Here is a 24,551-nt window from a genome sequence, read left to right as displayed (position 1 = left end):
TGATATCCACATAGTGGAATAACAGCCGAGCCAAACCTTCCCTTCACGCGGGCCCCCGCGTACGATCGATGCAGCGCCCGACCGTTGTTCTGCATGGATAACCAGCGGCTCGGTTCACCCCCAACCATGCGGCCGATCGTCTTTCACGACCGGTCGAACCCCGGTGCCTCGCACCATGAGGAGTGGACAATGGCGTCTTCGACCACCGCACCGACCCCGTCGGTCACCGTCAACGGCGAGCGCTTCGGCCTCGACGACGTGCCCGCCTGGACTACCGCGCTGGACCTGATCCGGTCGCGCGGGCTCACCGGCGCGAAGGAGGGCTGCGCCGAGGGCGAGTGCGGCGCGTGCGCGATCCTGGTCGCTCGCCCCGACGTCAGCACGGGTGGCACGCCCGAGGGCACCGCCTGGACGGCCATCAACGCGTGCCTCGTGCCGGCGGCCTCGCTCGACGGCCAGGAGATCGTGACCGCCGAGGGTCTGGGCACCCCGTCGAGGCTGCACCCCGTGCAGCAGGAGCTGGCCGTGCGTGGCGGTTCGCAGTGCGGCTACTGCACGCCGGGGTTCGCGTGCAGCATGGCGGCCGAGTACTACCGCCCGGGCCGGTGCAGCGGCGCCGCAGCACACGACGAGGCGCCCACCGCAACGGAGCCCGACCAGCGTGCCGCGCACGAGCACGGACCGAACGGCTTCGACCTGCACGCCCTGTCGGGCAACCTGTGCCGGTGCACCGGGTACCGGCCGATCCGCGACGCCGCGTACGCGTTGGGTGAGCCCAGCGAGTCCGACGTGCTCGCGGCCCGCCGGGGGCAGCCGGCACCGACAGCGGTCGCGACGCGGGTCAGCGCGCCGTCGGGCGGCTACGCCCGAGCGGCCGACCTCGCCGACGTCTTCGCCCTCATGGCCGAGCACCCCGGCGCCGTGCTCGTCGCTGGTTCGACGGACTGGGGCGTCGAGGTCAACCTGCGCGGGGTGAGAGCACCCCAGGTCATCGGGATCGACCGGGTCGAGGAGCTGCGCTGCCTCGAGGTGGGCGACACCTCGATCGAGATCGGTGCTGCCCTGACCCTGTCCGAGGTCGAGAGCAGGCTGGCCGGGCGCGTGCCGCTGCTCGCCGAGGTCTTCCCCCAGTTCGCCTCGCGCCTGATCCGCAACGGCGCCACGATCGGCGGCAACCTCGGCACCGGCTCCCCCATCGGCGACCTGCCCCCGGCGCTCCTCGCCCTCGAGGCGGGCGTCGTCCTCGCCTCCCCCGGCGGAGACCGTGAGGTGCCGCTGGCCGACTACTTCACCGGCTACCGGCAGACGGTCCGGACCACCGACGAGGTGATCCGCGCCGTGCGGATCCCACTGCCGCTCGCACCCGTCTCGGCCTTCCACAAGATCGCGAAGCGCCGGTTCGACGACATCAGCAGCGTCGCCGTGGGCTTCGCCGTGACCGTCGAGGACGGCACCGTCGTCAGGGCCCGGATCGGCCTGGGCGGTGTCGCCGCCACCCCGATCCGCGCGTCGGCCACTGAGGCCGCCCTCGAGGGCCGCGCGTGGAGCAAGGGGGTCGTCCGCGAGGCGGCCGCGGTGATGCGCCGCGAGGGCACACCACTCGACGACCACCGAGCCAGCGCGGCCTACCGAAGCACGATGCTCGGCACGGCCCTGCTCAAGCTCCATGCCCAGCACGCGACGCAGGAGGAGGTCGGAACATGAGCCGGCTTTCCGAGCGACCAACGAACCCCGTTGTCGGACAAGAGATCCCGCACGAGGCGGCAGCGCTCCACGTCACCGGGCGCGCGCTCTACACCGACGACCTCGTCGGTCGCACCGCCGACGTGCTGCATGCCTGGCCGGTGCAGGCACCCCACGCCCGGGCCACCGTCACGGCGCTCCGCACCGACCCCGCCTACGCCGTCGACGGGGTCGTGCGGGTCCTGACCGCCGCCGACGTTCCGGGCGTCAACGACGCCGGCGTCAAGCACGACGAGCCGCTCTTCCCCACCGAGGTCATGTACGTCGGCCACGCCGTCTGCTGGGTGCTCGGTGAGACGCTCGAGGCCGCACGCCTCGGCGCGGCCGCGGTCGAGGTCGACTACGACCCCCACCCCGCGATCGTCACCGTCCGCGAGGCCATCGCCGCGGAGGCGTTCCAGGGAGCTCAGCCACGCCTCGAGCGGGGCGACGTCGAGGCCGCGTTCGCCCGGTCCGCCCGCGTCCTCAGCGGCGAGATCGAGTTCGCCGGGCAGGAGCACTTCTACCTCGAGACCCACTGCTCGCTCGCGCTCGTCGACGAGAACGGCCAGATCTTCGCGCAGTCGAGCACCCAGCACCCGAGCGAGACCCAGGAGATCATCGCCCACGTCCTCGGCGTCCCGAGCAACGAGGTCACCGTGCAGTGCCTGCGGATGGGCGGTGGCTTCGGGGGCAAGGAGATGCAGCCACACGGGCTGGCCGCCATCGCGGCCCTCGGCTCGACCCTCACCGGTCGCCCGGTTCGCCTGCGGCTCAACCGGACCCAGGACATCACCATGACCGGCAAGCGACACGGCTTCCACGCCGAGTGGCGCGTCGGGTTCGACGAGGAAGGGCGCCTCCAGGCCCTCGACGCCACCCTCACGGCCGACGGCGGCTGGAGCCTGGACCTGTCCGAGCCCGTGCTCGCCCGGGCCCTGTGCCACATCGACAACGCCTACTGGATCCCCGACGTCCGCGTGAACGGGCGCATCGCCCGGACGCACAAGACCTCGCAGACGGCGTTCCGCGGGTTCGGCGGACCTCAGGGCATGCTCGTCATCGAGGACATCCTGGGCCGGTGCGCCCCGCTGCTCGGGATCGACCCCGCCGAGCTCAGGCGGCGCAACTTCTACGTCGACGGCCAGAGCACGCCCTACGGCCAGACGGTGCGGCACCCGGAGCGGCTCGTGACGGCCTGGGACAGCGTCGTCGCCGGCGGTGAGCTCGAACGGCGCAGGGCCGAGATCGAGGCGTTCAACGCCGGCCACGACGACACGAAGCGCGCCCTGGCGATCACGCCGGTGAAGTTCGGCATCTCGTTCAACCTCACCGCCTTCAACCAGGCCGGAGCCCTCGTCCACGTCTACAAGGACGGCTCCGTCCTCATCAACCACGGCGGCACGGAGATGGGTCAGGGCCTGCACACGAAGATGCTGCAGGTCGCTGCCACGACTCTCGGGGTGCCGCTGCACAGGGTGCGACTGGCGCCGACCCGCACCGACAAGGTGCCGAACACGTCTGCCACTGCGGCGAGCTCGGGCGCCGACCTCAACGGCGGTGCGGTCAAGAACGCGTGCGAGCAGATCCGTGAACGGCTGGCGCAGGTCGCTGCCGGCACCCTCGGCGTGCACCCGGGTGACGTGCGCTTCGACGACGGCATCGCGCACGCCGTGGGAGGCGCCGGCGAGCAGATCGCATGGGATGACCTCGTCGAGCGGGCGTACTTCCAACGCGTCCAGCTCTGGGCGGCCGGCTTCTACCGGACCGAGGGCCTGCACTGGGACTCCTCACAGATGCAGGGGTCGCCGTTCAAGTACTTCGCCTACGGCGTGGCCGCCACCGAGGTGGAGGTCGACGGTTACACCGGCGCATACCGGACCCTCCGAGTCGACATCGTGCACGACGTCGGCGACAGCCTCTCGCCTCTCGTCGACGTCGGCCAGATCGAGGGTGGCTTCGTCCAGGGCGCCGGGTGGCTCACGCTCGAGGACCTCCGCTGGGACGAGAGCGACGGACCCGCACGGGGCCGGCTCGCCACCCAGTCGGCGAGCACCTACAAGCTCCCGTCCTTCTCCGAGATGCCCGAGGTGTTCAACGTGTCGCTGCTCGAGCACGCTCACGAGGAGGGAGCGGTCTACGGCTCCAAGGCGGTCGGGGAGCCGCCCCTCATGCTCGCCTTCTCGGTGCGCGAGGCGCTGCGCCAGGCCGCCGCGGCGTTCGGGCCCGAGGGCACGAGCGTCGACCTCGCCTCACCGGCCACGCCGGAGGCCGTCTACTGGGCCATCGAGTCAGCCCGTGCCCAGCACGCCGCCGACCGCGCGACCGAGCACGCGGCGAGCGCCGGGATGACCCTCGGTGACCACGCGCCGGCCCCCGAGCAGCCGTCGGACGACGCACCGCGCCTGCGCCCCGACTCCGAGCAGGTCTCCGCCGGCGTCACGGCCGGAGCAGGACGATGAACTGGGTGCGCGCCGTCGAGGCGCTGCGCCGTGAGAGGCGCGCCGGCGTCCTCGTGACCGTGACTGCCGTCCGCGGCCACGCCCCCCGCGAGGCCGGGGCCAAGATGGTCGTGGCCAGCGACGACGTGTGGGACACCATCGGCGGCGGCAACCTCGAGGCGACGGCCGTCGAGCGCGCCCGCGCGCTCATCGCCCGCGGCGAGACCGTGCCGCAGACCATGACGATGTCGTTGAGCGACAAGGCACCGAGCGAGCACGGGCAGCAGTGCTGCGGCGGTGAGGTGACCCTCCTGCTGGAGCCGCTGGCCGTCGTACCGGCCGTCGCGATCTTCGGCGTCGGTCACGTCGGGCTCGAGCTCGCCCGCATCCTCGCGCGCCACGACCTCGAGCTGCACCTCGTCGACTCGCGGGCCGAGCACGTCGAGCCGCGCCGGCTCACCGTGCTCGGTGACGCGGTCGCCCGCATCCACGTGCACCACTCACCCGTGCCCGAGGTCGTGCTGGGCCAGGTCCCGAGCGGCACCCACGTGCTCGTCATGACCCACGACCACGCCGAGGACGCCGCGCTGTGCGACATGGCCCTGCGCAGCGGCCACCTCGGCTCGATCGGCCTCATCGGGTCGTCGGCCAAGTGGCGTCGCTTCGAGGTGCTCCTGCGCCGCGAGGGTCACGACGACGCGGCGCTGTCCCGGATCACTACTCCCATCGGGCTGCCCGACGTCGTCGGCAAGGACCCGGCGACCATCGCCGTGAGCGTGGCCGCCGATCTCCTGCGCAGGTTCGCCGCCTCTCCGGCGTCGTCCTCGGCGTCGGCGTCGGCCGCTCCGGCTGGGGACCGTTCGGAGGCGACCTCGTGACGATCTACCGGGGCACGTTCCTCGACACCCCAGACGGGGACGGCCCGACGGGCAACGTCCTGCGCGCCGACGCCGACATCGCCCTTCGCGTCGTCGACGGGACGATCGTCGAGCGGGGCACCGCCGCGGACGTCCTGGGGCGGCACCCGGGTGAGGACGTCGTGGACCTACGCGAGGGCATCGTGCTCCCCGGCCTCGTCGACACGCACGTCCACTTCCCTCAGGTCCGCGCCATCGGCGCCCTCGGGATGCCGCTGCTGCAGTGGCTCGACCGGAGCGCGCTGCCGGAGGAGGCCCGGCTGGAGTCGGTGACCTACGCGCGCGAGGTGGCGACGGAGTTCGTCGCGGGCCTGGTCTCCGCGGGTACCACGACCGCACTCGTCTTCGGCTCGCACTTCGCGACTGCCGTCGACGCGCTCTTCGAGGAGGTCGAGCGGGTCGGCGTTCGCGTCACGGCCGGGCTCGTGGTGAGCGACCGTTCGCTGCCCGACGCGCTCCTCAGCACGCCGGAGCGGACGTACGACGAGGCCGTCGCGCTCGCCGGCCGCTGGCACGGGCGCGGCCGCGCGAGGTATGCCGTGACGCCGCGCTTCTCGTACTCCGCGAGTGACGACCTGCTCGACTCGTGCCGAGCCGTGCTCAAGGACGTGCCAGGTACCTGGTTCACCTCGCACGTCAACGAGAACGCGGCCGAGGTCGCGGCCGTGGCCCGGCTGTTCGCCGATGCCGAGCACTACGTCGACACGTACGACCGCCACGGTCTGGTGGGTCCGAGCACGGTGCTCGCGCACAACGTCCACCCGACCGACCGTGAGCTGACGGTCCTCGCCTCGCAGGGGGCCGCGGTGGCGCACTGCCCGACAAGCAACGCCGCCCTCGGCAGCGGTCTCTTCCCGCTGCGGGCCCACGCCGAGCACGGCGTCCGGGTCGCGCTCGGCTCGGACGTCGGCGCCGGGACCGGCTTCTCGCTGTTCAAGGAGGGGCTGCAGGCCTACTTCATGCAGCAGCTGCTCGGGGCCGAGGGCCTGCCGCTCACGGCTCCGGACCTGCTGCACCTGGCGACCCGGGCGGGTGCGCTCGCCCTCGGTCTCGACGACCACGTCGGCGACCTCTCGGTGGGCAAGCAGTTCGACGCCGTGTGGGTGCGCCCGGCGGCCGGCGACCCGCTCGACGTGGGCCTGCGTCACGCCGCGTGCGCGGAGGACGCCCTCGCCAAGACGTTCGCGCTCGCCGGCGCGTCCGACCTGGCAGGGGTCTGGGTCGGCGGCGACCGCCTCAAGGGCTAGGAGAGCGCCGAGGCCGGCTCAGGACCGCTCGCCGGCGAGGACGGCACGGTAGGCGGGCAGGGTGAGGAAGTCAGGGAAGTCGTCGGAGACCGCGCTGCCGACGAAGAGCTCGCGCGCCAGGCCCCAGAGGGGGTCCGCGTCGAAGGGCTCCTCGCCCACGGCAGCCCGGAGGGCGGCATACTCCTCGGCCACCACCTGCCCGACGAGGTCGGCTGTCACCGTCACACCGCCGTCCAGCGTCACGTCGTTGTGCAGCCACTGCCAGACCTGCGAACGGGAGATCTCGGCGGTGGCGGCGTCCTCCATGAGGTTGTCGATGGCGGCGGCTCCGTTGCCCGCCAGCCAGGCGTGGAGGTACTGGATGCCCACGGACACGTTGCCGCGCAGGCCTGCCGTCGTGCGGTCACCCGGCGTGGCGGCGACGGCGAGCAGGTCGCCCGCCTGCACGGACACGTCCGGGCGCTGCCGGTCCAGCTGGTTGGGGCGGCCGCCGAGGCTCTCGCCGAACACCTCGGCGCACAGCTCGACGAGGTCGGGGTGTGCGACCCAGGACCCGTCGAAGCCGGCGCTCGCCTCGCGGCTCTTGTCCGCGCGGACCTTGGCGAAGGCCCGCTCGTTCGCCTCGGCGTCGCGGCGGCTCGGGATGAACGCCGCCATCCCACCGATCGCCATGGCGCCCCGGCGGTGGCACGTCGCGACGAGGAGGTCGCTGTAGGCCTTCATCATCGGTGCGTTCATCGTCACGTCGTTGCGGTCGGGCAGCGTGAAGGCTGGGCCGGCGTCCCGGAAGTTCTTGATGATCGAGAAGAGGTAGTCCCACCGTCCGGCGTTGAGGCCCGCGGCGTGGTCACGCAGCTCGTAGAGGATCTCGTCCATCTCGAACGCGGCGGTGATCGTCTCGATCAGCACCGTGGCCCTGATCGTCCCGTGGTCGAGGCCGAGGGCCTCCTCGCCGTGGGTGAAGACGTCGTCCCAGAGCCTCGCCTCCAGGTGGGACTCCATCTTCGGCAGGTAGAAGTACGGGCCGCGGCCCTGGCGGAGCAGCTCGTGCGCGTTGTGGAAGGTGAAAAGGCCGAAGTCCAGCAGGGCTGCGACGACGGGCGCCCCGTCGAGGGTCACGTGCGCCTCGTCGAAGTGCCATCCCCGTGGCCGGGGCACGATGACGGGCGTGGCGTCGGCGTCGCGCAGCGCGTAGTGCTTGCCCTCCGGGCTCGTGTACGCGATGGTCCCGCGGACGGCGTCGCGCAGCGTCACCTGGCCTCCGACGACGTTGCGCCAGTGCGGCGTGTTGGCGTCCTCGAGGTCGGCGAGCCACACCTTGGCGCCGCTGTTGAGGGCGTTGATCGCCATCTTGCGGTCGGTTGGCCCCGTGATCTCGACCCGGCGGTCGAGCAGGGCAGCGGGCGGTGCGGGGACGGTCCAGTCGCCCGCCCGGACGTCTGCCGTCTCGGGCAGGAAGTCGAGCGTGTCTCCGGCCGCGAGCGCCTCTCGACGAGCCACCCTGGCGCGGAGAAGCTCGTCCCGCCTCGCGCCGAACCGGCGCTGCAGATCGGCCACGAAGTCGAGCGCGTCGGGCGTCAGCACCTCGTCGCTGCGCTCCACGGCCGGTCCGTCGACGGTGAGGGTCCCGCTGGCTGCCATGCTCGCTCCTTGCTGCTGGTCGGACACGCGGCCCCGCTCCGGAGGCGTCGCCGCTCTCCCTGCGAGACTTGGTTCGAGGCGGACGGTCCAGCCAGTGCCGGACCTCGCTGGGCTATGATTTCATCATACGGAAAACATTTCTCACAAACAGGCTTCTGTGCGTGAGACGACGAGCCGACAGGTAGGACCGCATGCCCGCACGCACGACCGGAGCGCGATCGAGTGCCCTCTCCAGTGCCCGCTCCAGCGCCGCGTCGAGCGCGAGCTCGTCCGCGTCCGGCCGGGACGCCCGATCGGGCGCGGGCAACGGCACCAAGGCGTCCGGCGGCGTGCAGTCGCTCGACCGCGCCTTCGCCATCCTCGAGACGATCGCCGACGCGGGCGGGGTGATCAGCCTGTCGCAGCTGGCGTCCGGCACCAACCTCCCCCTGCCGACGATCCACCGGCTCGTACGCACCCTCGTCGACCTCGGCTACGTGCGGCAGGAGCCCTCCCGCCAGTACGCCCTCGGGCCGCGCCTCATCCGCCTGGGCGAGACGACGTCCCGGCGTCTTGCCACCTGGGCTCGACCCCACCTGTCGGCGGTGGTCGCCGAGCTCGGCGAGTCGGTCAACCTGGCCATGCTCGATGGAGACCAGGTCGTCTACGTCGGTCAGGTCATGCCGTCGCAGAACTCCATGCGGATGTTCACCGAGGTCGGCCGCCGCGTCGACCCGCACACGACGGCGGTCGGGAAGGCCATCCTCGCCTCGTGCGACGACGACGTGATCCGTGGGCTCCTCAGTCGCACGGGAATGGCGAGCCGCACCGAGCACTCGATCACCACGCCCGACGAGTTCATCGCCGAGATCGAGCGCACCCGCAGCCGCGGCTACGCACTCGACAACGAGGAGCAGGAGCTCGGCGTGCGTTGCGTGGCCGTGGCAGTCCCCGGCGACAGCCGGCTCGCGATCTCGATGTCGGGGCCGCTCACGCGCATGAGCGACAGCAACGTCGAGAAGGCGGTCCGCCCGCTGCGGGCGGCCGCCGAGGCCGTCGCCGCCGAGCTGCACACGCGCGACTGAAGGTCGCGCACCGTCACGTCTCGCAGCCCGCGTATGCCGGGCGGCCCGGTCCTCGCCTCCAGGATCGAGCACCAGTTGTGCCGATTCCGGCGCGGGGCCGGCCGCGACGTGCCTAGAGTCGCCGGCGAGAGTGGCACAGGGGGCACGGGATGGCAGAGGGCGGATCCGCGCGGGCGCGCGCCGAGGAGCTGTGGGCGCGCGCGGCGGCAGAGCGTGAGAAGCAAGAGGCGGCTCGCGCGCTCGCGGAGTCACTCGAGGCCCAGGCCGGGGCCTGGGACGCCGGAGCCGAGGGTGAACGTCGTGTCGCTGCTGCCTTGGCGCGGCTGCCCGAGGGGTGGGTCGTGCTGCACGACCGGCTGCTGCGACCCGGCCACAGCCGCGTCAACCTCGACCATGTCGTCGTGGGTCCTGCCGGGATCTTCCTCATAGACGCGAAGAACTGGGCCGGCGGCACGAGCGTCCACGACGGCAACCTGTGGCAGCACACGGGCCGGAGCGCCCCGAAAGGCGTCGAGCTCGACAGGCTGAGCCGCTTCGCCGCAGAGATGGAGAAGTCCCTCCGGGTGCCGGTCGTGCCGGTCGTCGCGCTGGCCGGCGGCCACGGGTCGAGGTTCCGCGCACAACGGGTCCGTGGCGTCGACGTCGTGCCGTGCGTCCGGCTCGCGAAATGGCTGCGGGGCCAGCCCGCCGGCACGGACGCGATCAGCGTCGACCTGCTGGCGCGCAAGGTCGCTCACTCCTATCCCCGGGCGTCACCTGACGACCCCATGAGCGTCACCGCGGCGGTTGGCACAGGGCCCTTCACCGTGCGGGACGTGCTGGAGTCGCAACGCCCGGTCGCCTCTCGCGCGAGCGGGCGCGCACCGAGGGCATCACGGCGAACGAGGCCCGGCCGTCGGAAGCGACCCGTGATGTCCGCCGTGGTCGCGTTCCTGATGCTGATGGCGCTCGCCTACGCCGGCCCGCACCTGATCCCCCGCCTTCTCGAGAGCGTCTTGCCCAGACCGGCGATCTCTTTGGGCGGCTCGACGGCAGCGCCGTCGCCGGGCAAGAGCTGCCACGCCCTGACGAAGGCCACGATTCAGAGGATCACGGGATCGAAGACCGTCCTCGAGCAGCCCCGCGGCATGGACGACGTCTGCGCCTGGTGGCTCGCCAAGCCCCGCTATGCGACCGACAGGGCCGACCTGACCCTGTCGATGGGGCAGAGGGTCCAGAGCCGCATCACGGCCAGTGGGACGACCGACTCACGCCTCGACCTGGTCCCGGGCGAGGTCTCCGCCTGGGTTCCCCAGGGCACGACGCTCAGCGCGTGGAAGAGTCGCACCGCGGCCAGCCAGCCCTTCATGATCTCGCTGCGCTTCAGGTATGCCGAAAGGGCGAGCGCGAAGCAGGTCCGCGCCACGGAGTCGGCTGCCGAGACGAGGGTGACACGGCTGGCCGAGGAGCTGGCCCGAACCCTGGCGGCGCGGTCCAGCACCTAGGGGCCGCTCTGACGGTGCCGTGTCAGTGGACGACCATCACTGGACACGTCGCGTCGTGGAGCACCCGGTGGCTCACGGAGCCGAGGAGCATGCCGGCGAAGCCGCCGTGCCCACGCGACCCCATGACGACCAGTCCGGCGTTCACGTCCTCGGCGTAGCCGGCGATCGCGTGGCCGACGGCGCCGCCCACGATGTTCGTGTGCACGTCGAGGCCCGGGTGAGCCCGTCGGGTCTCGGACTGCACCGAGGACAACGTCGCTCGCAGGTGGTCGTGCATCGCGTCGAGGATCTCCTCGCGCCCGAGGATCGTGTCGGTCTCGGGCCACGCCTCGAGCCCTCCGACGTTGTCGACCGACACGACGTGAAGCTGCGCCTCGGCGGCACAGGCGATGGGGATCGCCAGGTCGAGGGCCGCCTGGGCGTGCTTGGAGTCGTCGAATGCGACGACCACCGGGCGCGAGGGTCCGGCGTGGACGACCCCGGGTCCGCGCACGACGACCGCGGGACAGTGCGCGTGGGCCGTGACGGCATACGACGTGGAGCCGAGCAGGCCACCGGTGATGGCGCCATGTCCGCGCGAGCCGGTGACGACGAGGTCGGCCCTGGCGGAGATCTCGGTCAGCTCGGCGGCAGCACTCCCGATGACGCTCAGCGGCCGGATGTCGTTGCGGTCCAACGTCTTTGCGGCGATCTCGACCGCTTCGCTCATCACGCCGCGTGCCATCTCCTCGTAGGCGTGGGCGTGCACTGCCGGGTCGTAGGCCCCGAACGTCGGCGTCATCGTCAAGCCCACGGAGTGCAGCAGCGTCAGCGGTCGGTCGTCACGCTTCGCCGTCTCGACGGCCCAGTCGAGGGCCTGGCGCGCCCCGGGCGAGGCGTCGTAGCCGACGACGATGCCGTAGTCCGTGACCTCGTCCGCGGTCTCATCGGTGGGACTCGTGGCCGTACTCATGGCTCTCCCCTTCCGCTGTGGTCGGGGCCGCATGCTCCGGCCACTTCCATGGTGACGCGTCGGCGGCTCGTCGTGCGGGTTCTGTGACAGCTGAGACAGCGCGAAGGGTGGGGCTTGCGGAACGCGTTAGTGGTCACTAACGTATTTTTCGTGACCGACGCCCTCTCCGCAGCCGCTGAGCCGAACCGGCGCCGCATCCTTCAGCTGCTCGCCACGGGGCCGCTGACGGTGAGCGAGATCGCGAGCGACTTCACCGTGACCCGTTCGGCGATCTCGCAGCACCTGCTCGTCCTGGCCGATGCCGGGCTCGTGGACGCGGAGAAGCTCGGTCGCCAACGCATCTACCGAGTTCTGCCGTCCGGACTGCGTCGGTTGCAGGCGGAGATCGACCGGTTCTGGACCGACGAGCTCGACCAGCTCGTCGCCGACGCGCACACCCTGAGGAGCACGACATGAGCTACACCAAGACCGCACACCTTCCCGTCACCCCCGACGAGGCGTTCGCTCTCGTGACCGAGCCTGAACGCCTGCGGCGCTGGAAGACCGTGTCGGCCGTCGTCGACCTCCGCGCCGGGGGCGCGTACCGCTTCACCGTCATTCCCGGCCACGTCGCCGCCGGCCACTTCCGCGTGGTCGAGCCGGGTCGCCGCGTCGTGTTCGGCTGGGGCTGGGAGGGCAACGAGGAGCTGCCGCCGGACGCGTCCACGGTCACGGTGACGATCGAGCCCGCGGACGGCGGTTCCCTCGTGACGCTCGTGCACGAGGGCCTCTCCGACGCCCAGGCCGCGATGCATGCCGAGGGCTGGACGCACTTCTTCGATCGCCTCGAGCGACTGGCCACCACTGGCGACGCCGGGCTGGACGAGTGGGCGGCCACCCCGCAGGAGCTGACTCCGGTGACCGCCTCCGAGTCGGTGCTGGCCGCGCTCCAGCCGGTCCTGCGCGCCCTGACCACCGAGGACCGGACGAAGCAGACCCCCTGCGCCGACTTCACCTGCCACGAGCTCGTCGAGCACCTCTTCGACTCTCTTGTCCAGCTGGGTGCGATGGCTGGAGCAACCGTCGCCAACCCGGAACAGGGGTCGCTCGAGAACCGCGTCTCCGTCATGGCCGCCCAGGCGATCGACGGCTGGCGCGACGTCGACCTCGGCGGCTCGGTGCCCGGCGACGGCGGTCGCGACCTTCCCGCCACCTCCGCCGCCGGGATCCTTCCGGTCGAGCTCGCTCTGCACGGCTGGGACATCGCGCAGGCGAGCGGTCAGCACCTGCGGCTCTCGGACGAGGTCGTGGCCTACCTCCGCACGCTCGCCGAGGGCTTCGTGCCCGCAGGGCGTGGGAACGGCTCGTTCGGGCCGGAGGTGGAGCCGGGTGCGAACGCGGGAGCACTCGACCGCCTCGCCGCCTTCTCGGGGCGGACCGCAATGCTCGCCCCGACGCCTCTATGAGTCCAGGAAACACCCCAACCCAACCAACACAAGGAGATCGACATGAGCAAGTACCTCTTCGTCTACCACGCGCCGATGACGCCCGCTGACGCAGCACCACCCGACCCGGCGCAGATGGATGCCGTCATGGGCGAGTGGAACGCGTGGGCGGGGCGCGTCGGAGACGGCATGGTCGACTTCGGCACGCCACTCGCGGGCGGCGTCCGCGTCACGAAGGACGGCACGTCGCCGAGCACGCGCGAGGTCGCCGGCTACTCGATCATCGAGGCCGACGACATGGAGGCGGCGCTGGAGCTCGCCAAGGGGCACCCGCACCTCGACATGCCGGGTGGCTGCGAGATCGAGGTGCACGAGGCCCAGCCCATCCCGGGCATGTGAACCGAGCAGGTATGCCGCCGCGCGAGCTCATGTGAGCCGGCTCGGCGGCATACCTGCTGGGCTGACGTCAGGACACCTGCTTGGCCGCCCGGAGGATCACCTCGGCGGAGGCGTCGATGTCTGCCTCGGTCGTGGTCGCGTTGGAGACGGACACACGGATGAGGCGCTGCCCGCGCCACGTGGTGCCGCCGACCCAGCACGTGCCCTCGCTCTGGACGCGCGCGATGATCTCGTCCGTGCGCAAGGTGTCACCGATGCTGAAGAGCACCTGGTTCAGGACGACGTCGTTGTGGACGGTCGCGCCGTGGGCCATGAGCCGGTCTGCCATCCGCCGCGCCAGGCTGCAGGAACGGTCGACGAGGTCGGCCACGCCGTGGCTCCCGAGCTCCCTCAGGGCGGCCCAGGTCGCGAATCCCCTTGCGCGCCTTGACGACTCGGGCGTCAGATCTCCCAGCACGAAGTCCGAGCGCGCGCCCGACCCGGTGAGGTAGGACGCGGCATACGACATCGTGGCGGCGTGCAGCGCAGGATCCGCGCAGAACGCCAGACCACAGTCGTACGGGACGTTGAGCCACTTGTGCGCATCGGTGCCCCACGAGTCGGGCAGCTCGACGCCGTCGACGAGGTGCGCCGTGCGCGGGCTGGCTGCGGCCCAGAGGCCGAACGCCCCGTCGACGTGCACCCAGGCGCCGTACTCGTGGGCGAGGGTCGTGGCGGCGCGAAGATCGTCGCAGGCCCCGGTGTTGATGTTCCCCGCCTGCAGGCACACGATCACGGGACGACCCGCCATGGAGTCCAGCGCGGCACGGAGCCGCTCGACGTCGATGGCGCCCTGGTGGGTCACCCCGACGGGCTCGAGACTCGCCTGGCCGAACCCGAGCAGGCGGGCAGCGCGGTCGATCGTGGCGTGGCGCTCCTCGCTGGCCACGATCGCGACCCGGGGCGCGCCGAAGAGACCGTCGGTCTCGACGTCCCAGCCGGCGTCGGCGAGGACCCGATGACGCCCGACGGCAAGACCGACCGTGTTGGCCGCCTGTGCCCCCGTGACGAAGCCGACCGACGCGGTCTCGGGGATGCCGAGCAGCTGCTTGCACCACGCCCCGGCGGCCCGCTCGGCCGCTGCGGCGGCAGGAGCCAGGACCTCGTTGTAGGCGCACTGGTCCCAGCCCGCCGCGAGGATGTCGGCGGCGGTCGCAGCAGGAGACGACCCGCCGATGACGAAGCCGAAGAACCTGGGACCGACCGTGCCGACGAGACCCGGTGTCGCGGCGGCGGCGAGCTCGTCGACGACGGCCGTCGGGTCGGCCGGCGCGGTGGGAAGGGGCCCGCCGAAGGCAGCCGCGAGAGCCGCGGGATCAGGCGCGGGGTGGGCCGGCCGCTCGGCAACGGTGGCTCGGTGGCGGGCACCCTCCGCTGCCGCTCGGGTGAACAGCTCGTGCAGGTCCACGTCCATGCCCGTACGCTCCTCCCCCCGATGCCAGGCGTGCAAGGGTGCGGACCGGAGGACAGCGGCATGGCGACGGACTGGGTGTGGTTCCCTTGACAACCTGGTCGAACACATGTTCGAATGAAGTGAGTGACATCGCCAACGGGGAGGTGACGGGCATGACGCAAGCGGCCAGTGGCCATGTGCCCGCCCTTGTCCCTGCCGCTGCGTCGCACCGGGCGGATGCCGTCCTCGACGTCTCCGACCTCGCGGACCTGTATCGCGTTCGCGCCGCACAACGAGTGCCCGTGGCGCGGCACGACCTCTCCCTGGTCGAGCGCGCGGTCCGTCGCGAGGTCGCGCAGACCGTGCTCGACCACCAGCTCCCGGTGCTCGTCGCCGAGCTGGTCTCTGCCGCGACGGACGATCTGTCGCCGGCGCCCCCGACCGACGCCGAGACGATGGCCGACGCCGAGCTCCGGGTCGTTGAAGCCGTCGAGCGGTGCAAGGCAGTCCTCGACGGTCTGGCGCTGGAGGCGCTCGCACGGCTCGAGTCGGGCATCGAGGCGAGCGACCGGGCGCGGTTCGCCGAGCTCGGACGTGCCACGCCTCCCGGGTGGGTGAGCGCCGAGACCTTGACGACGCTCGAGGTGTCGACCGCGACTGGACTCGGCCAGCAGACGGTCCAGACCCGGCTGCAGCTCGCCACCGCGCGCACGCCGGGCGCCGCCGACCTGCGTGCGCGCCTACGACGGGGCACGGTGAGTCTTCACCGTGCGTGCACGATCCAGGCCGAGATCGCAGGTCTCCCGGCGGAGGTGGGGCCGTCGATCATCGCGTCAACACTGCGCCCGAAGGACGAAGCCCCGCCCTCCCCCACCCTGTTCCGTCAGCGCCTCACCCGCTCGTGTCTCGCGGCCGACCGCCAGGCGGTCGAGCGCCGACGCGCCGCTCGTCGGCGTAGAGGCGCGCACGCGCGGATCGACCCCGACGGGATGGGTGTGCTGACGGTCGTCAACGACGCCGACAAGATCGTCGCGGCGATGGAGCGGGCCGACGCAGTCGCCCGAGCGGCCCGACAGGCGGGCGACCCGCGCAACCTGGACTCCCTCCGGGCCGACGTCATCACCGACACGCTCATCTTCGGGGACCCGGATCCGGCGCAGCGCGCTGACCCTACAGACCGTGGTGCCGCGACCGAGCCGGCGGCCCGGGTCGGCGACGTGGCAGGGCACGGGACCCCCGGTGACTTCATGGCCGGGCACTGGACCAGCGTCGACGGCATGGCAGCGCACCGGACCACGCTCGTTGACGAGGCGGCGCCCAGGACCACCGTGGGGCGCCGACCTCCCGCGCACGTCACTGTCATCGTGCCGCTCACGACCGCGATCGGCCTCACGGACGCCCCGTGCGAGGTCCCCGGCTACGGGTGGGTCGCCGCCGAGCACGCGCGTCAGATCATGCTCAACGACGACTCGACGTGGCAGAGGCTGGTCGTCGACCCGCAGAGCGGCGCTGCCCTCCAGCTCGAGACGACGGCCTACCGACCCACCGCGGCCATGCGCGCCCACGTCGAGGCCGTCGACGGGACGTGCCGCGGCCCGGGCTGCACTGTGCCCGCAGCCCGGTGCGATCTCGACCACGACATCCCGTGGCCCCAGGGACCGACCGCCGTCGGCAACCTGACCCACAAGCACCGCCAGCACCACAGCCTGCACACCCACGGCCACTGGAGCGTGCACCGTGACGCTGACGACACCGTTCGCTGGCGCACCAAGGCCGGGCGCACCTACCTGACCAGGCCCAAGGACTGGCTCGAGGTCGTCCGCGACTCACCCGCTCCGGGCGACCCACCCTCGCACCGCGAGCCGCCGGCGCACACAGGCGATGAGACTCCGCCGTTCTGACCGACTCAGGACGCTTCCGTCAGCGGCTCGGGCAGGCGGAACACTCCGTCACCCGTGGCGAGGTAGAAGCCGAGGAGAGGCACACCGGCCTCCTCACAGAGGTCGATGGTGCGCTGGTGCCAGGCACGGTCGACGTCGTCGGGCACCCTTCCACGCGGTCGCCCACGACCGATGAGCACCGAACCGTCGTTCTCGCGGACCAACGGGAGGACGAGCTTCAGCAGCTGTGCCAGTCCGCTCGCCTCGGCGTCGGCCGGGATGTCGTGCAGCACGAGCGGCTGGAGACCGCGATGCTCGCTGTCGCAGATCATCAGACCGACGCAGCCCGTGGCTCGGTCGGTGTCTCCGATGATGAGGTCGATGACGTCCGCGGCGACACGGCGGTCACTGAGCGGGATCTTGCTGGCCCGTGGGGGCAGGTCTTCGAAGGTCATGCCGGCCATCGTGACGGCGACGCTGAGCTCCACGTCAGAGTTGTCCCCAGCCTGCCGGCAGCGGGTGCCTCAGCCGCCGAAGGCCTCGGCGTAGGCGGCCGCCATCTGGGGCGTCCACGCCCCCGAGAAGCCGCACGCGTTGACTGTGCCCCGGGTCGCCGTCACGAGGTAGCGCCCGCCGTGCTCGAACACGATCCCGCCCTCGAGGATGACCGAGTCGCCGAGGGTCCTCAGCGTGATCGTGGTCGAGCCGTCGCTGCCCTTGTACCAGTGGTCCGGGGTCAGGGTGACCGTGCTCCTGCCGACCTCGGTGGCCGTGCCGGACAGGGCCACGTCCATCGGCCTGAGGGCGTCGACGGAGAACCGCAGGCACATGCCGGAGGCGTCGCCGGCGGGCAGGGTGAGCGTCATCGTCTTGGCCGGCTTTGCTGCGGGCGGTGCGGAAGGGTCCCCGCGCCCGGCGACGAGGCCCACGCCCGCGGCGACCAAGGTTGCGGCGGCCGCGCTGATCGCCCAGGTCGCGCGGCGGCGCGACCGCGCCGTCCGGACCTTGCGTTGCGTCGTTCCGGTGGCGCCGTCGGTCGTCGTGTCGGTCGTACTGCCGATCGAGGAATCGGTCGCGGTCTTGCTCATGGTGGCCTCCGTCAGGTCGTCGATCCACGAGCCGGCCGGGTCAGCGGTGCCGGCCGGGCCTGCGGTGCCCGCCGGGTCCGCGGCACGAAGCCGAGCGAGCAGCTCGGCGTCGCTCAGGGACCGCCCGCTGTGCGAACTCCCCTGCTGCGTCTCGTCGTTCACCGTGGCCTCCTCTCTGTGTCTCTTTCATGTCCGGCACGTGACGGAGTCTTTCCGAGGTCAGCAGCGAGGACCTTCTTCGCCTTGTGCAGCCGGATGCTGACGGCGTTGGGCGTGAGGCCGGTGACGGTCGCGATCTCGCGGGGGGCGAGTCCCTCCCAGGCCCACAGCATCACGACTTCGCGGTCGAGCTCACGGAGCTGAGCCAGGGCGGCGTGGACGTCCGCCTCGTCATCGGAGGAGTCGTCGGTGGGGCCGTGGGAGGCAAGCCGCCCGTACGGCCTCTCCAACCGCGTCAGCCGCTGGACGAGCCGCAGGTGTCGGCCGACCGCCCGGTGGTGGTTGGCCAAGCAGCCTCGCGCCACGGCATACGCCCAGGGCAGGGGTTCGTCGATGGGCACGTCGGCGAGCCGGCGCCACAGGACGAGCAGGACGTCGGAGACGACGTCGTCGACCGAGGCGGGCTCGGTTCGGCGAGCGATGTAGCGCCGCAGGGGCGCCGCGACCTCGTGCGTGAGCGCGGTGAAGCGCTCCGCCTGATCGGTCTCTGACATGGTTTCCACACTTGCATGTGTCCCGCTGGGCTCGTTTCCTTTCCGCGCGGGATCAGCGCGGCACCACCGGCGTGCGACCTACGCTGGCAGGGTGGCGATGTCGCGCTCCAAGTCGGTTCGGGGCTCGCGGCTGCGCCGCCCGTCGCGGTGGGCCCTCGTCGTCACCGCATCTGTCTCGTGCGCCGGACTCGCAGGCTGCGGCGCCCAGGGCCTCGGCGCCGCGGCAGGCTCCGGGGTGACCGGCACCGTCCACCTCGGCCCGCAGTGTCCCGTCGAAACCGTCGACGACAAGTGCGACGACAGACCAGCGGCAGGCGTCGAGGTCACGGTCGCCGAGCACGTGCCCGGTGACTCGTACACGGCTGGCCCAGTGGTCGCGAGCGGATTGACGAATGCGGACGGCCTCTTTCGCATCGCCGTCGCTCCCGGCGAGTACGTCGTGACTGCCGAGGCTGGCATGTCGTGTGAGCTGCTGGATGCCCGCGTGGTCGCGGACTCCTTTGTTGCCGTTGACGTTCCGTGCGACACCGGTATCCGCTGAGTGGTGGCATGTAAGCGGGTTCCGACCCCGATCCGCGTATGCCGCTCAGCGGGCACGAGTGCCCGCTGAGCGGCATACGCGGTGGGTTCGGTCAGGCGACGCGCTGCTGCGGCGACGTCTCCTTCGTCTTGGCCGGGTCGCGCTCGACGATGTCACCGAGGACGTCGTCGATCTTGGCGAGGAGCTCTGGCTCGAGCTTCACGCCGGCGGCCTTGACGTTCTCGGCGACCTGCTCGGGCCGCGAGGCGCCGACGAGCGCGGCGGCCACGTTCGCGTTCTGGAGCACCCACGCGACGGCGAGCTGCGCCATCGTCAGGCCGGCCTCGTCGGCGATCGGCTTGAGGTTCTGCACGCGGGTCAGCACGTCGTCGTTCATGAACCGCTTGATCATGTCCGCACCGCCCTTCTCGTCGGCGGCGCGCGAGCCCTCCGGCGGCTTCTGACCGGGCTGGTACTTGCCCGTCAGCACCCCCTGCGCGATCGGGCTCCACACGATCTGGCTCACGCCGAGCTCCTCGCACGTCGGGACGACCTCGCCCTCGATGACGCGCCACAGCATGGAGTACTGCGGCTGGCTCGAGATGAGCTGGAAGCCGAGCTCCCTGGAGAGCTTGACGCCCTCGCGGATCTGGTCGGCGCTCCACTCGCTGACGCCGATGTAGAGGGCCTTGCCCTGCCGGACGACATCGGCGAAGGCCTGCATCGTCTCCTCGAGAGGAGTCTCGGTGTCGTACCGGTGCGCCTGGTAGAGGTCGACGTAGTCGGTCTGGAGCCGCTGGAGCGAGCCGTTGATCGACTCCATGATGTGCTTGCGCGACAGGCCGGTGTCGTTCTTGCCTCCGGGGCCGGTGGGCCAGTACACCTTCGTGAAGATCTCGAGGCTCTCGCGGCGTTCGCCCTTGAGCGCCTCGCCGAGGACGGTCTCGGCCTTGGTGTTGGCGTAGACGTCGGCGGTGTCGAACGTGCTGATGCCGGCGTCGAGCGCCGCCTGCACGCACTGGGCCGCGACGTCGTTCTCCACCTGCGAACCGTGGGTCAGCCAGTTGCCGTAGGTGATCTCGGAGATCTTGAGTCCGCTGTTGCCGAGGTATCGGAAGTTCATGCCGACCACCGTATGCCGCGGGCCCCAGCCAGCCGGAGGCGCCCGGTCGCGTCGTGAGACAGGTGCAGGCGGAACTGTCGGTGTGGGTACGGACGTTGCTTCAGTGACCGGCGGACGCCGGTCCTGCGGAATCTTAAGGTTCACTTGAACGTTGACCCGCATGAGAAATGGGCGTGCAGAGCGTCCGCGTCAAACCCTGGAGCGGGTGCACATGAGGCGAAGGAAGTACGAAGAGTTCGAAGAGGACAACGGAACGATGCTGCGCTACGCCCGTCACGACAACGGCGGCGGATTCGTCGAGTCGCACGCCCACGTCGACCCGACGGCATACATCGGCGAGTCCGCCTACGTCGACCGCGACGCCGTCATCGGGGCGGGAGCCCGAATCGGCACCGGCGCCTGGATCGACCGTGGCGCTGTTGTCCACGCGGCGGCGGTCATCGGCTCCGCCGCGCACGTCGGCGCCGGAGCGGTCGTCGGACGTGACGCCAAGATCGGCGCGCGCGCCAAGGTCGGCGCCAACGCCCACGTCTGGGACGGTGCCCGGGTCGACACCGACAAGGTCATCCCCGAGGGCGCCGTCGTGCGACCCGGATCACGAGGACGGCGCGCTGCCTGACGCGCGGACCGCAAGGTGAAGATCACCAGCGGTCGTGCACGTGCTCGCGAATCTCGGAGTCGTAGATCTCGCGCAGTCCCTCACGAACGTCGTCGGAGAGCGGACTGAGCGCTGCCGCGGCGGCATTGCCGTGCACCTGGGACTCGTTGCGCGCCCCGGGGATCACGGTGGTGACACCGGGCTGGTCGATCACCCAGCGCAGGGCCACCTGCGACGCCGGGAGCGGGTCGGCGAGCTCGGTCACCCGCCGGGCGGCACGCACCCCGACGTCGAACGGCACCCCCGAGAAGGTCTCGCCGACGTCGAACGCCTCGCCGCCACGGTTGTACGTGCGGTGGTCCTCGGGCGCGAACGTCGTGCTCTCGTGGTACTTCCCGGACAGCAGTCCACTCGCGAGCGGCACCCGCGCGATGATCCCGACCCCAGCGGCCTCTGCCGCGGGCAGCACTTTCTCGAGCGGCTTGCGCCGGAAGGCGTTGAGGATGATCTGGACGCTCGAGACGTGGGGTCGGGCGATGGCCGTGAGCGCCTCGTCGCACGTCTCCACGGAGACGCCGTAGGCCGCGATGGCGCCCTCCTCGACCAGCGCGTCGAGCGCGTCGTAGACGCGGTCGTCGGACAGGACCGGCGTGGGCGGGCAGTGCAGCTGCACGAGGTCGAGACGTTCGACCCCGAGGTTGCGCCGGCTCCGGTCGGTCCACGCTCGGAAGGCGGCGAGCGTGAACGCCTCGGGCACGTGCGGATCGGCGCGACGGCCCAGCTTCGTCGCGACCGTCAGCCCGGCGTCCGGACGCTCCGCGAGGAGCCGGCCGATGAGCGTCTCGCTCCGTCCATCGCCGTAGACGTCGGCGGTGTCGAGGAAGGTGACGCCCGCATCGACAGCCGCGTGGAGCACCTTCATCGCGTCCGCCTCACCGACGTCGCCCCAGTCGGCGCCGAGCTGCCAGCAGCCCAGCCCGACGACGGAGACCTGACGACCGGTGCGACCCAGCGGGCGACTCTGCATGCGGCGAGCCTAGGGCCCGGCGGAGGGGGCTGCGGCGGCGGGCTCGGCTGCGGCCTCGGCTGCGGGAGCGGCCCGACTTCCGGCGGCAGCCGAGGCTGCGGCAGACGAGACTGCGGTGGACGCCGCGGCGGCGTGGCGGACGGCCTCGGCCACGGCGGGTGCGACCTTGGTGTCGAACACGCTGGGAATGATGAAGCTGGCGTTGAGCTCGCCCGGCTCCACGGTGTCGGCGATGGCGGTGGCGGCAGCGACCATCATCTCGTCGGTGATGTCGGAGACGTGGGCGTCGAGCAGGCCCCGGAAGAACCCCGGGAACACGAGCACGTTGTTGATCTGGTTCGGGAAGTCGGAACGACCCGTGGCGACGACGGCGGCGTGCTCGCTCGCGGCGATGGCGTCGACCTCCGGCACCGGGTTGGCGAGGGCGAAGACGACGGCGTCGGGGGCCATCGTCGCGATGTCGTCGCCGGTGAGCAGGTCGGGGGCGGAGACACCGATGAAGACGTCTGCCCCGGCCAGCACCTCCTGGAGCGTGCCGGTCTGCCGGCTGGCGTTCGTGTGGTCGGCGATCCACTGCCGGAACGGCTCCATCCCGTCCTGACCGGCGTGCACCGCCCCGCTGCGACCGCAGGCGACGATGTCAGAGGCGCCCTGGCTCAGCAGGAGCCGGATGATCGCGTGCCCGGCGGCGCCCACGCCGGAGACGACGATGCGTACGTCGTGGATCGACTTGCCCACGACGCGGAGCGCGTTGGTCAACGCGGCGAGCACGACGATCGCGGTTCCGTGCTGGTCGTCGTGGAACACCGGGATGTCGAGCAGCTCGCGAAGACGCGCCTCGATCTCGAAGCATCGGGGGGCCGAGATGTCCTCGAGGTTGATGCCGCCGTAGACCGGTGCGATGGCCCGCACGATCTCGACGAGCTCGTCGGAGTCCTGGGTGTCGAGACAGACGGGCCACGCGTCGACACCGCCGAACTGCTTGAAGAGCGCCGCCTTGCCCTCCATCACCGGAAGGGCTGCGAGCGGCCCGATGTTGCCCAGGCCGAGCACGGCCGAGCCGTCGGTGACGACCGCGACCGTGTTGCGCTTGATCGTGAGGCGCCGGGCGTCCTCGGGGTGCTCCGCGATGGCGCGACAGATCCGGGCGACGCCCGGGGTGTAGGCGCGCGACAGGTCGTCGCGGTGCTTGAGCGGCACCTTCGGGTTGACCTCGATCTTGCCGCCGAGGTGCAGCAGGAACGTCTGGTCGCTGACCTTGCGCACCTCGGCTCCGGGGATGCGCGCGATCGCTTCGGTGATGAGCTGCGCATGGGCCTCGTCGGTCGTGTCGCACGTGACGTCGACGACGAGTCGGTCGGTGCGGCTCTCGGCCACGTCCAGCGCCGTGAGGGCTCCTCCGGCGGACGCAACCGCGGTGGTCAGCGCGGCGGTGGCGGTGGACGCCGCCGGCAGCTCGACCCGGACCGTGATCGAGTACCCGGGGCTCGGGGTGGCCATGAGCGATCCTCCTGCGTGGTGGGGACTGGCGACCCGCCCATCCTCCACCCGTGGCGCCGTCCTGGCGCACCCACACGCCATCCGATCTCCGGCTTCCGCGAGTGGGCGGCGCCTGCGGGGTAAGGGCCCTGCATGACCTCGCGACACGCCCTTCGACACCTGCCCCTTCCCGCGAGGGCCGCCGTGGCCCTCGAGCAGGACGCGCGTCTCGATCCGGTCGTCGACACGCTCGGCCGGCTCACCGGTCCCTTCGGCAGCAGGCCCGCCCGCACGGCGTTGGGCGGTGACTGGATGGGGCATGCGCTCCATCCGAGCCTCACCGACCTTCCGCTCGGGCTGTGGACTGCGACCACGGTCCTCGACCTGTTCGGCGGCAGCACGGCCCGACCAGCCGCCCAGCGCCTGCTCGGCATCGGGTTGCTGTCCGCGGCGCCCACCGCGGCATCGGGTTGGGTCGAGTGGCACCGCATCGAACGCCCCGTGCAGCGGGTCGGGGTGGTGCACGCGGCGCTCAACGTCACGGCCATCGCGCTCTACGCGAGCTCGTGGACCGCCCGGCGCCGTGACCGTCACGGAGCGGGAAGGGCACTGGCTCTCGCGGGCGCGGGCGCCGCCACCGCAGCCGGCTACCTCGGCGGGCACCTGACATCGGCCCGCAAGGTGTCCAGCCGCCACCCGGCCTTCGATGGAGCCGGCCCGGGCGCGGCTGTCGCTGGTGGCGACGGCTCGCGGGCGGTGCCCTGGACGGCCGGCGGGTCGACGGACAGGGCGTTCGACGGGTCGAGCGCCGGTGTGGGTGGCGTGGGGAACCCGGCGACCGTCCCGGGGCGGCCGGCACCGGACCTGCTCGAGGCGGTCACCGCCCAGCACGCCCGCATCAGGATCATGCTCCAGGAGCTGGGCACCGCCGACACCGGCGAGCGAGCATCGGCGCTTAGGCACCTGCTCGCCTACCTCGCGGGTCACGAGGCCGTGGAGGAGGAGCTGCTGCATCCGCGCGTCCCTGCCGTTGACGGTGCGGACATCGGCGCCGAGCGCCTACGCGAGGAGGCGGGTGTCGCCCTCCAGATCGAGCGGCTCGAGCAGCTGGGCGTCGACTCCCCGGCCTTCGCCACACAGCTCAGCCTCATCGAGGACGCCGTCACGCGGCACGCGCAGGCCGAGGAGCTGGAGGAGCTGCCCGGCCTCGCCGAGCAGCTCAGTGCGGCAGGTGCCGCGGTCGTCGTCAGGGCCTTCGCCGCGCAGGAGGCGTGGGCGCAGACCCGCAGCGGGAGCTTCGCCGAGATGCTCGAGGCGGCGAAGCGCGAGGTCCGCCACCTCGCGTCGACCCAGGCCTGACCTACCCGCTCGTGCGTCGGAACCGGCTGCGGGTATGGGCA

The 24,551-nt window shown here is 71.7% G+C and carries 22 protein-coding genes; 13 read left to right on the top strand and 9 right to left on the bottom strand.

The window, feature by feature from the left end:
* Positions 1-189: 189 nt before the first annotated feature.
* From ACFQU3_RS06895 to guaD, 4 genes are read left to right on the top strand one after another with little or no spacing between them, the layout of a single operon-like run.
* Positions 190-1,704, top strand: a complete 1,515-nt coding sequence (locus tag ACFQU3_RS06895; protein ID WP_385908042.1) for a xanthine dehydrogenase small subunit — start codon at positions 190-192, stop codon at positions 1,702-1,704.
* Positions 1,701-4,184: a xanthine dehydrogenase molybdopterin binding subunit gene (gene xdhB / locus ACFQU3_RS06890; protein WP_385908040.1), complete on the top strand. Its 2,484-nt coding sequence runs from the start codon at positions 1,701-1,703 to the stop codon at positions 4,182-4,184. The genes ACFQU3_RS06895 and xdhB overlap by 4 nt, the downstream gene beginning before the upstream one ends.
* On the top strand, positions 4,181-5,041 hold the full coding sequence (gene xdhC, locus ACFQU3_RS06885; RefSeq protein WP_385908038.1) for a xanthine dehydrogenase accessory protein XdhC: 861 nt from the start codon (positions 4,181-4,183) through the stop codon (positions 5,039-5,041). Before xdhB ends, xdhC begins: the two co-directional genes overlap by 4 nt.
* A complete protein-coding gene (gene guaD, locus ACFQU3_RS06880) occupies positions 5,038-6,327 on the top strand; it encodes a guanine deaminase (RefSeq protein WP_385908036.1) in 1,290 nt (429 codons plus the stop codon). The genes xdhC and guaD overlap by 4 nt, the downstream gene beginning before the upstream one ends.
* Before the next feature lie 18 nt (positions 6,328-6,345).
* Here the strand turns inward: guaD and aceB are convergent, their stop codons facing one another.
* Positions 6,346-7,968 (bottom strand): malate synthase A, encoded by a 1,623-nt coding sequence (gene aceB, locus ACFQU3_RS06875; RefSeq protein WP_385908034.1) that lies wholly within the window; start codon positions 7,966-7,968, stop codon positions 6,346-6,348.
* A gap of 191 nt (positions 7,969-8,159) precedes the next feature.
* Between aceB and ACFQU3_RS06870 the strand changes: the two genes are divergently transcribed.
* Both ACFQU3_RS06870 and ACFQU3_RS06865 read left to right on the top strand, forming a co-directional pair.
* Positions 8,160-9,032 carry an IclR family transcriptional regulator gene (locus ACFQU3_RS06870; protein ID WP_385908032.1) on the top strand — a complete coding sequence of 291 codons (873 nt, stop codon included), beginning with the start codon at positions 8,160-8,162 and terminating at the stop codon, positions 9,030-9,032.
* A 149-nt stretch (positions 9,033-9,181) separates the two neighbouring features.
* Positions 9,182-10,516, top strand: a complete 1,335-nt coding sequence (locus ACFQU3_RS06865) for a nuclease-related domain-containing protein (RefSeq protein ID WP_385908030.1) — start codon at positions 9,182-9,184, stop codon at positions 10,514-10,516.
* 22 nt (positions 10,517-10,538) lie between these two features.
* On the opposite strand, the gene ACFQU3_RS06860 is transcribed toward ACFQU3_RS06865, so the two are convergent.
* Positions 10,539-11,468, bottom strand: a complete 930-nt coding sequence (locus tag ACFQU3_RS06860) for a universal stress protein (protein ID WP_385908028.1) — start codon at positions 11,466-11,468, stop codon at positions 10,539-10,541.
* A gap of 150 nt (positions 11,469-11,618) precedes the next feature.
* Here ACFQU3_RS06860 and ACFQU3_RS06855 point away from each other — a divergent pair, with 150 nt between their 5' ends.
* Genes ACFQU3_RS06855 through ACFQU3_RS06845 form a run of 3 tightly spaced genes read left to right on the top strand, consistent with a single transcriptional unit; the run spans position 11,619 to position 13,291 of the window.
* On the top strand, positions 11,619-11,924 hold the full coding sequence (locus ACFQU3_RS06855) for an ArsR/SmtB family transcription factor (protein WP_385908026.1): 306 nt from the start codon (positions 11,619-11,621) through the stop codon (positions 11,922-11,924).
* A complete protein-coding gene (locus ACFQU3_RS06850) occupies positions 11,921-12,913 on the top strand; it encodes a TIGR03086 family metal-binding protein (protein WP_385908025.1) in 993 nt (330 codons plus the stop codon). Before ACFQU3_RS06855 ends, ACFQU3_RS06850 begins: the two co-directional genes overlap by 4 nt.
* Before the next feature lie 42 nt (positions 12,914-12,955).
* Positions 12,956-13,291, top strand: coding sequence for a YciI family protein (locus tag ACFQU3_RS06845; RefSeq protein WP_385908023.1), 336 nt, complete (start codon positions 12,956-12,958; stop codon positions 13,289-13,291).
* Between the two features lie 67 nt (positions 13,292-13,358).
* Here the strand turns inward: ACFQU3_RS06845 and ACFQU3_RS06840 are convergent, their stop codons facing one another.
* Positions 13,359-14,744 carry a pyridoxal phosphate-dependent decarboxylase family protein gene (locus ACFQU3_RS06840; RefSeq protein ID WP_385908021.1) on the bottom strand — a complete coding sequence of 462 codons (1,386 nt, stop codon included), beginning with the start codon at positions 14,742-14,744 and terminating at the stop codon, positions 13,359-13,361.
* Between the two features lie 152 nt (positions 14,745-14,896).
* Between ACFQU3_RS06840 and ACFQU3_RS06835 the strand changes: the two genes are divergently transcribed.
* Entirely contained in the window at positions 14,897-16,624 is a 1,728-nt protein-coding gene (locus ACFQU3_RS06835; protein WP_385908019.1) for an HNH endonuclease, read from the top strand.
* A gap of 5 nt (positions 16,625-16,629) precedes the next feature.
* Here the strand turns inward: ACFQU3_RS06835 and ACFQU3_RS06830 are convergent, their stop codons facing one another.
* Genes ACFQU3_RS06830 through ACFQU3_RS06820 form a run of 3 tightly spaced genes read right to left on the bottom strand, consistent with a single transcriptional unit; the run spans position 16,630 to position 18,404 of the window.
* Positions 16,630-17,091, bottom strand: coding sequence for a hypothetical protein (locus tag ACFQU3_RS06830; protein WP_385908018.1), 462 nt, complete (start codon positions 17,089-17,091; stop codon positions 16,630-16,632).
* Positions 17,092-17,127: 36 nt separating this feature from the next.
* Positions 17,128-17,853 carry a hypothetical protein gene (locus tag ACFQU3_RS06825; RefSeq protein ID WP_385908016.1) on the bottom strand — a complete coding sequence of 242 codons (726 nt, stop codon included), beginning with the start codon at positions 17,851-17,853 and terminating at the stop codon, positions 17,128-17,130.
* Complete coding sequence (locus ACFQU3_RS06820) at positions 17,850-18,404, bottom strand: RNA polymerase sigma factor (protein WP_385908014.1); 555 nt, start codon at positions 18,402-18,404, stop codon at positions 17,850-17,852. The genes ACFQU3_RS06825 and ACFQU3_RS06820 overlap by 4 nt, the downstream gene beginning before the upstream one ends.
* 235 nt (positions 18,405-18,639) lie before the next feature.
* On the opposite strand from ACFQU3_RS06820, the gene ACFQU3_RS06815 reads away from it, so the two are divergent.
* The gene (locus ACFQU3_RS06815; protein WP_385908013.1) at positions 18,640-18,945 is read left to right on the top strand and encodes a hypothetical protein; all 306 of its coding nucleotides are present in this window, start codon (positions 18,640-18,642) and stop codon (positions 18,943-18,945) included.
* Between the two features lie 91 nt (positions 18,946-19,036).
* Here ACFQU3_RS06815 and ACFQU3_RS06810 read toward each other — a convergent pair whose 3' ends face one another.
* Entirely contained in the window at positions 19,037-20,047 is a 1,011-nt protein-coding gene (locus ACFQU3_RS06810; protein ID WP_385908011.1) for an aldo/keto reductase family protein, read from the bottom strand.
* A gap of 211 nt (positions 20,048-20,258) precedes the next feature.
* On the opposite strand from ACFQU3_RS06810, the gene ACFQU3_RS06805 reads away from it, so the two are divergent.
* Positions 20,259-20,666 carry a transferase gene (locus ACFQU3_RS06805; protein WP_385908009.1) on the top strand — a complete coding sequence of 136 codons (408 nt, stop codon included), beginning with the start codon at positions 20,259-20,261 and terminating at the stop codon, positions 20,664-20,666.
* 22 nt (positions 20,667-20,688) lie between these two features.
* Here the strand turns inward: ACFQU3_RS06805 and ACFQU3_RS06800 are convergent, their stop codons facing one another.
* Together ACFQU3_RS06800 and ACFQU3_RS06795 are read right to left on the bottom strand one after the other, a co-directional pair.
* Positions 20,689-21,672: an aldo/keto reductase gene (locus ACFQU3_RS06800; RefSeq protein ID WP_385908007.1), complete on the bottom strand. Its 984-nt coding sequence runs from the start codon at positions 21,670-21,672 to the stop codon at positions 20,689-20,691.
* A 9-nt stretch (positions 21,673-21,681) separates the two neighbouring features.
* Positions 21,682-23,172 carry an NAD-dependent malic enzyme gene (locus tag ACFQU3_RS06795; RefSeq protein WP_385908006.1) on the bottom strand — a complete coding sequence of 497 codons (1,491 nt, stop codon included), beginning with the start codon at positions 23,170-23,172 and terminating at the stop codon, positions 21,682-21,684.
* 132 nt (positions 23,173-23,304) lie between these two features.
* Here ACFQU3_RS06795 and ACFQU3_RS06790 point away from each other — a divergent pair, with 132 nt between their 5' ends.
* Positions 23,305-24,510, top strand: coding sequence for a DUF2231 domain-containing protein (locus tag ACFQU3_RS06790; protein ID WP_385908005.1), 1,206 nt, complete (start codon positions 23,305-23,307; stop codon positions 24,508-24,510).
* Positions 24,511-24,551: the final 41 nt, after the last annotated feature.

This window comes from Terrabacter sp. GCM10028922, assembly GCF_042666095.1.
In the GTDB taxonomy this organism is placed as follows: Bacteria; Actinomycetota; Actinomycetes; order Actinomycetales; family Dermatophilaceae; genus Terrabacter.
This window is presented reverse-complemented; position numbering and strand designations above follow the sequence as displayed.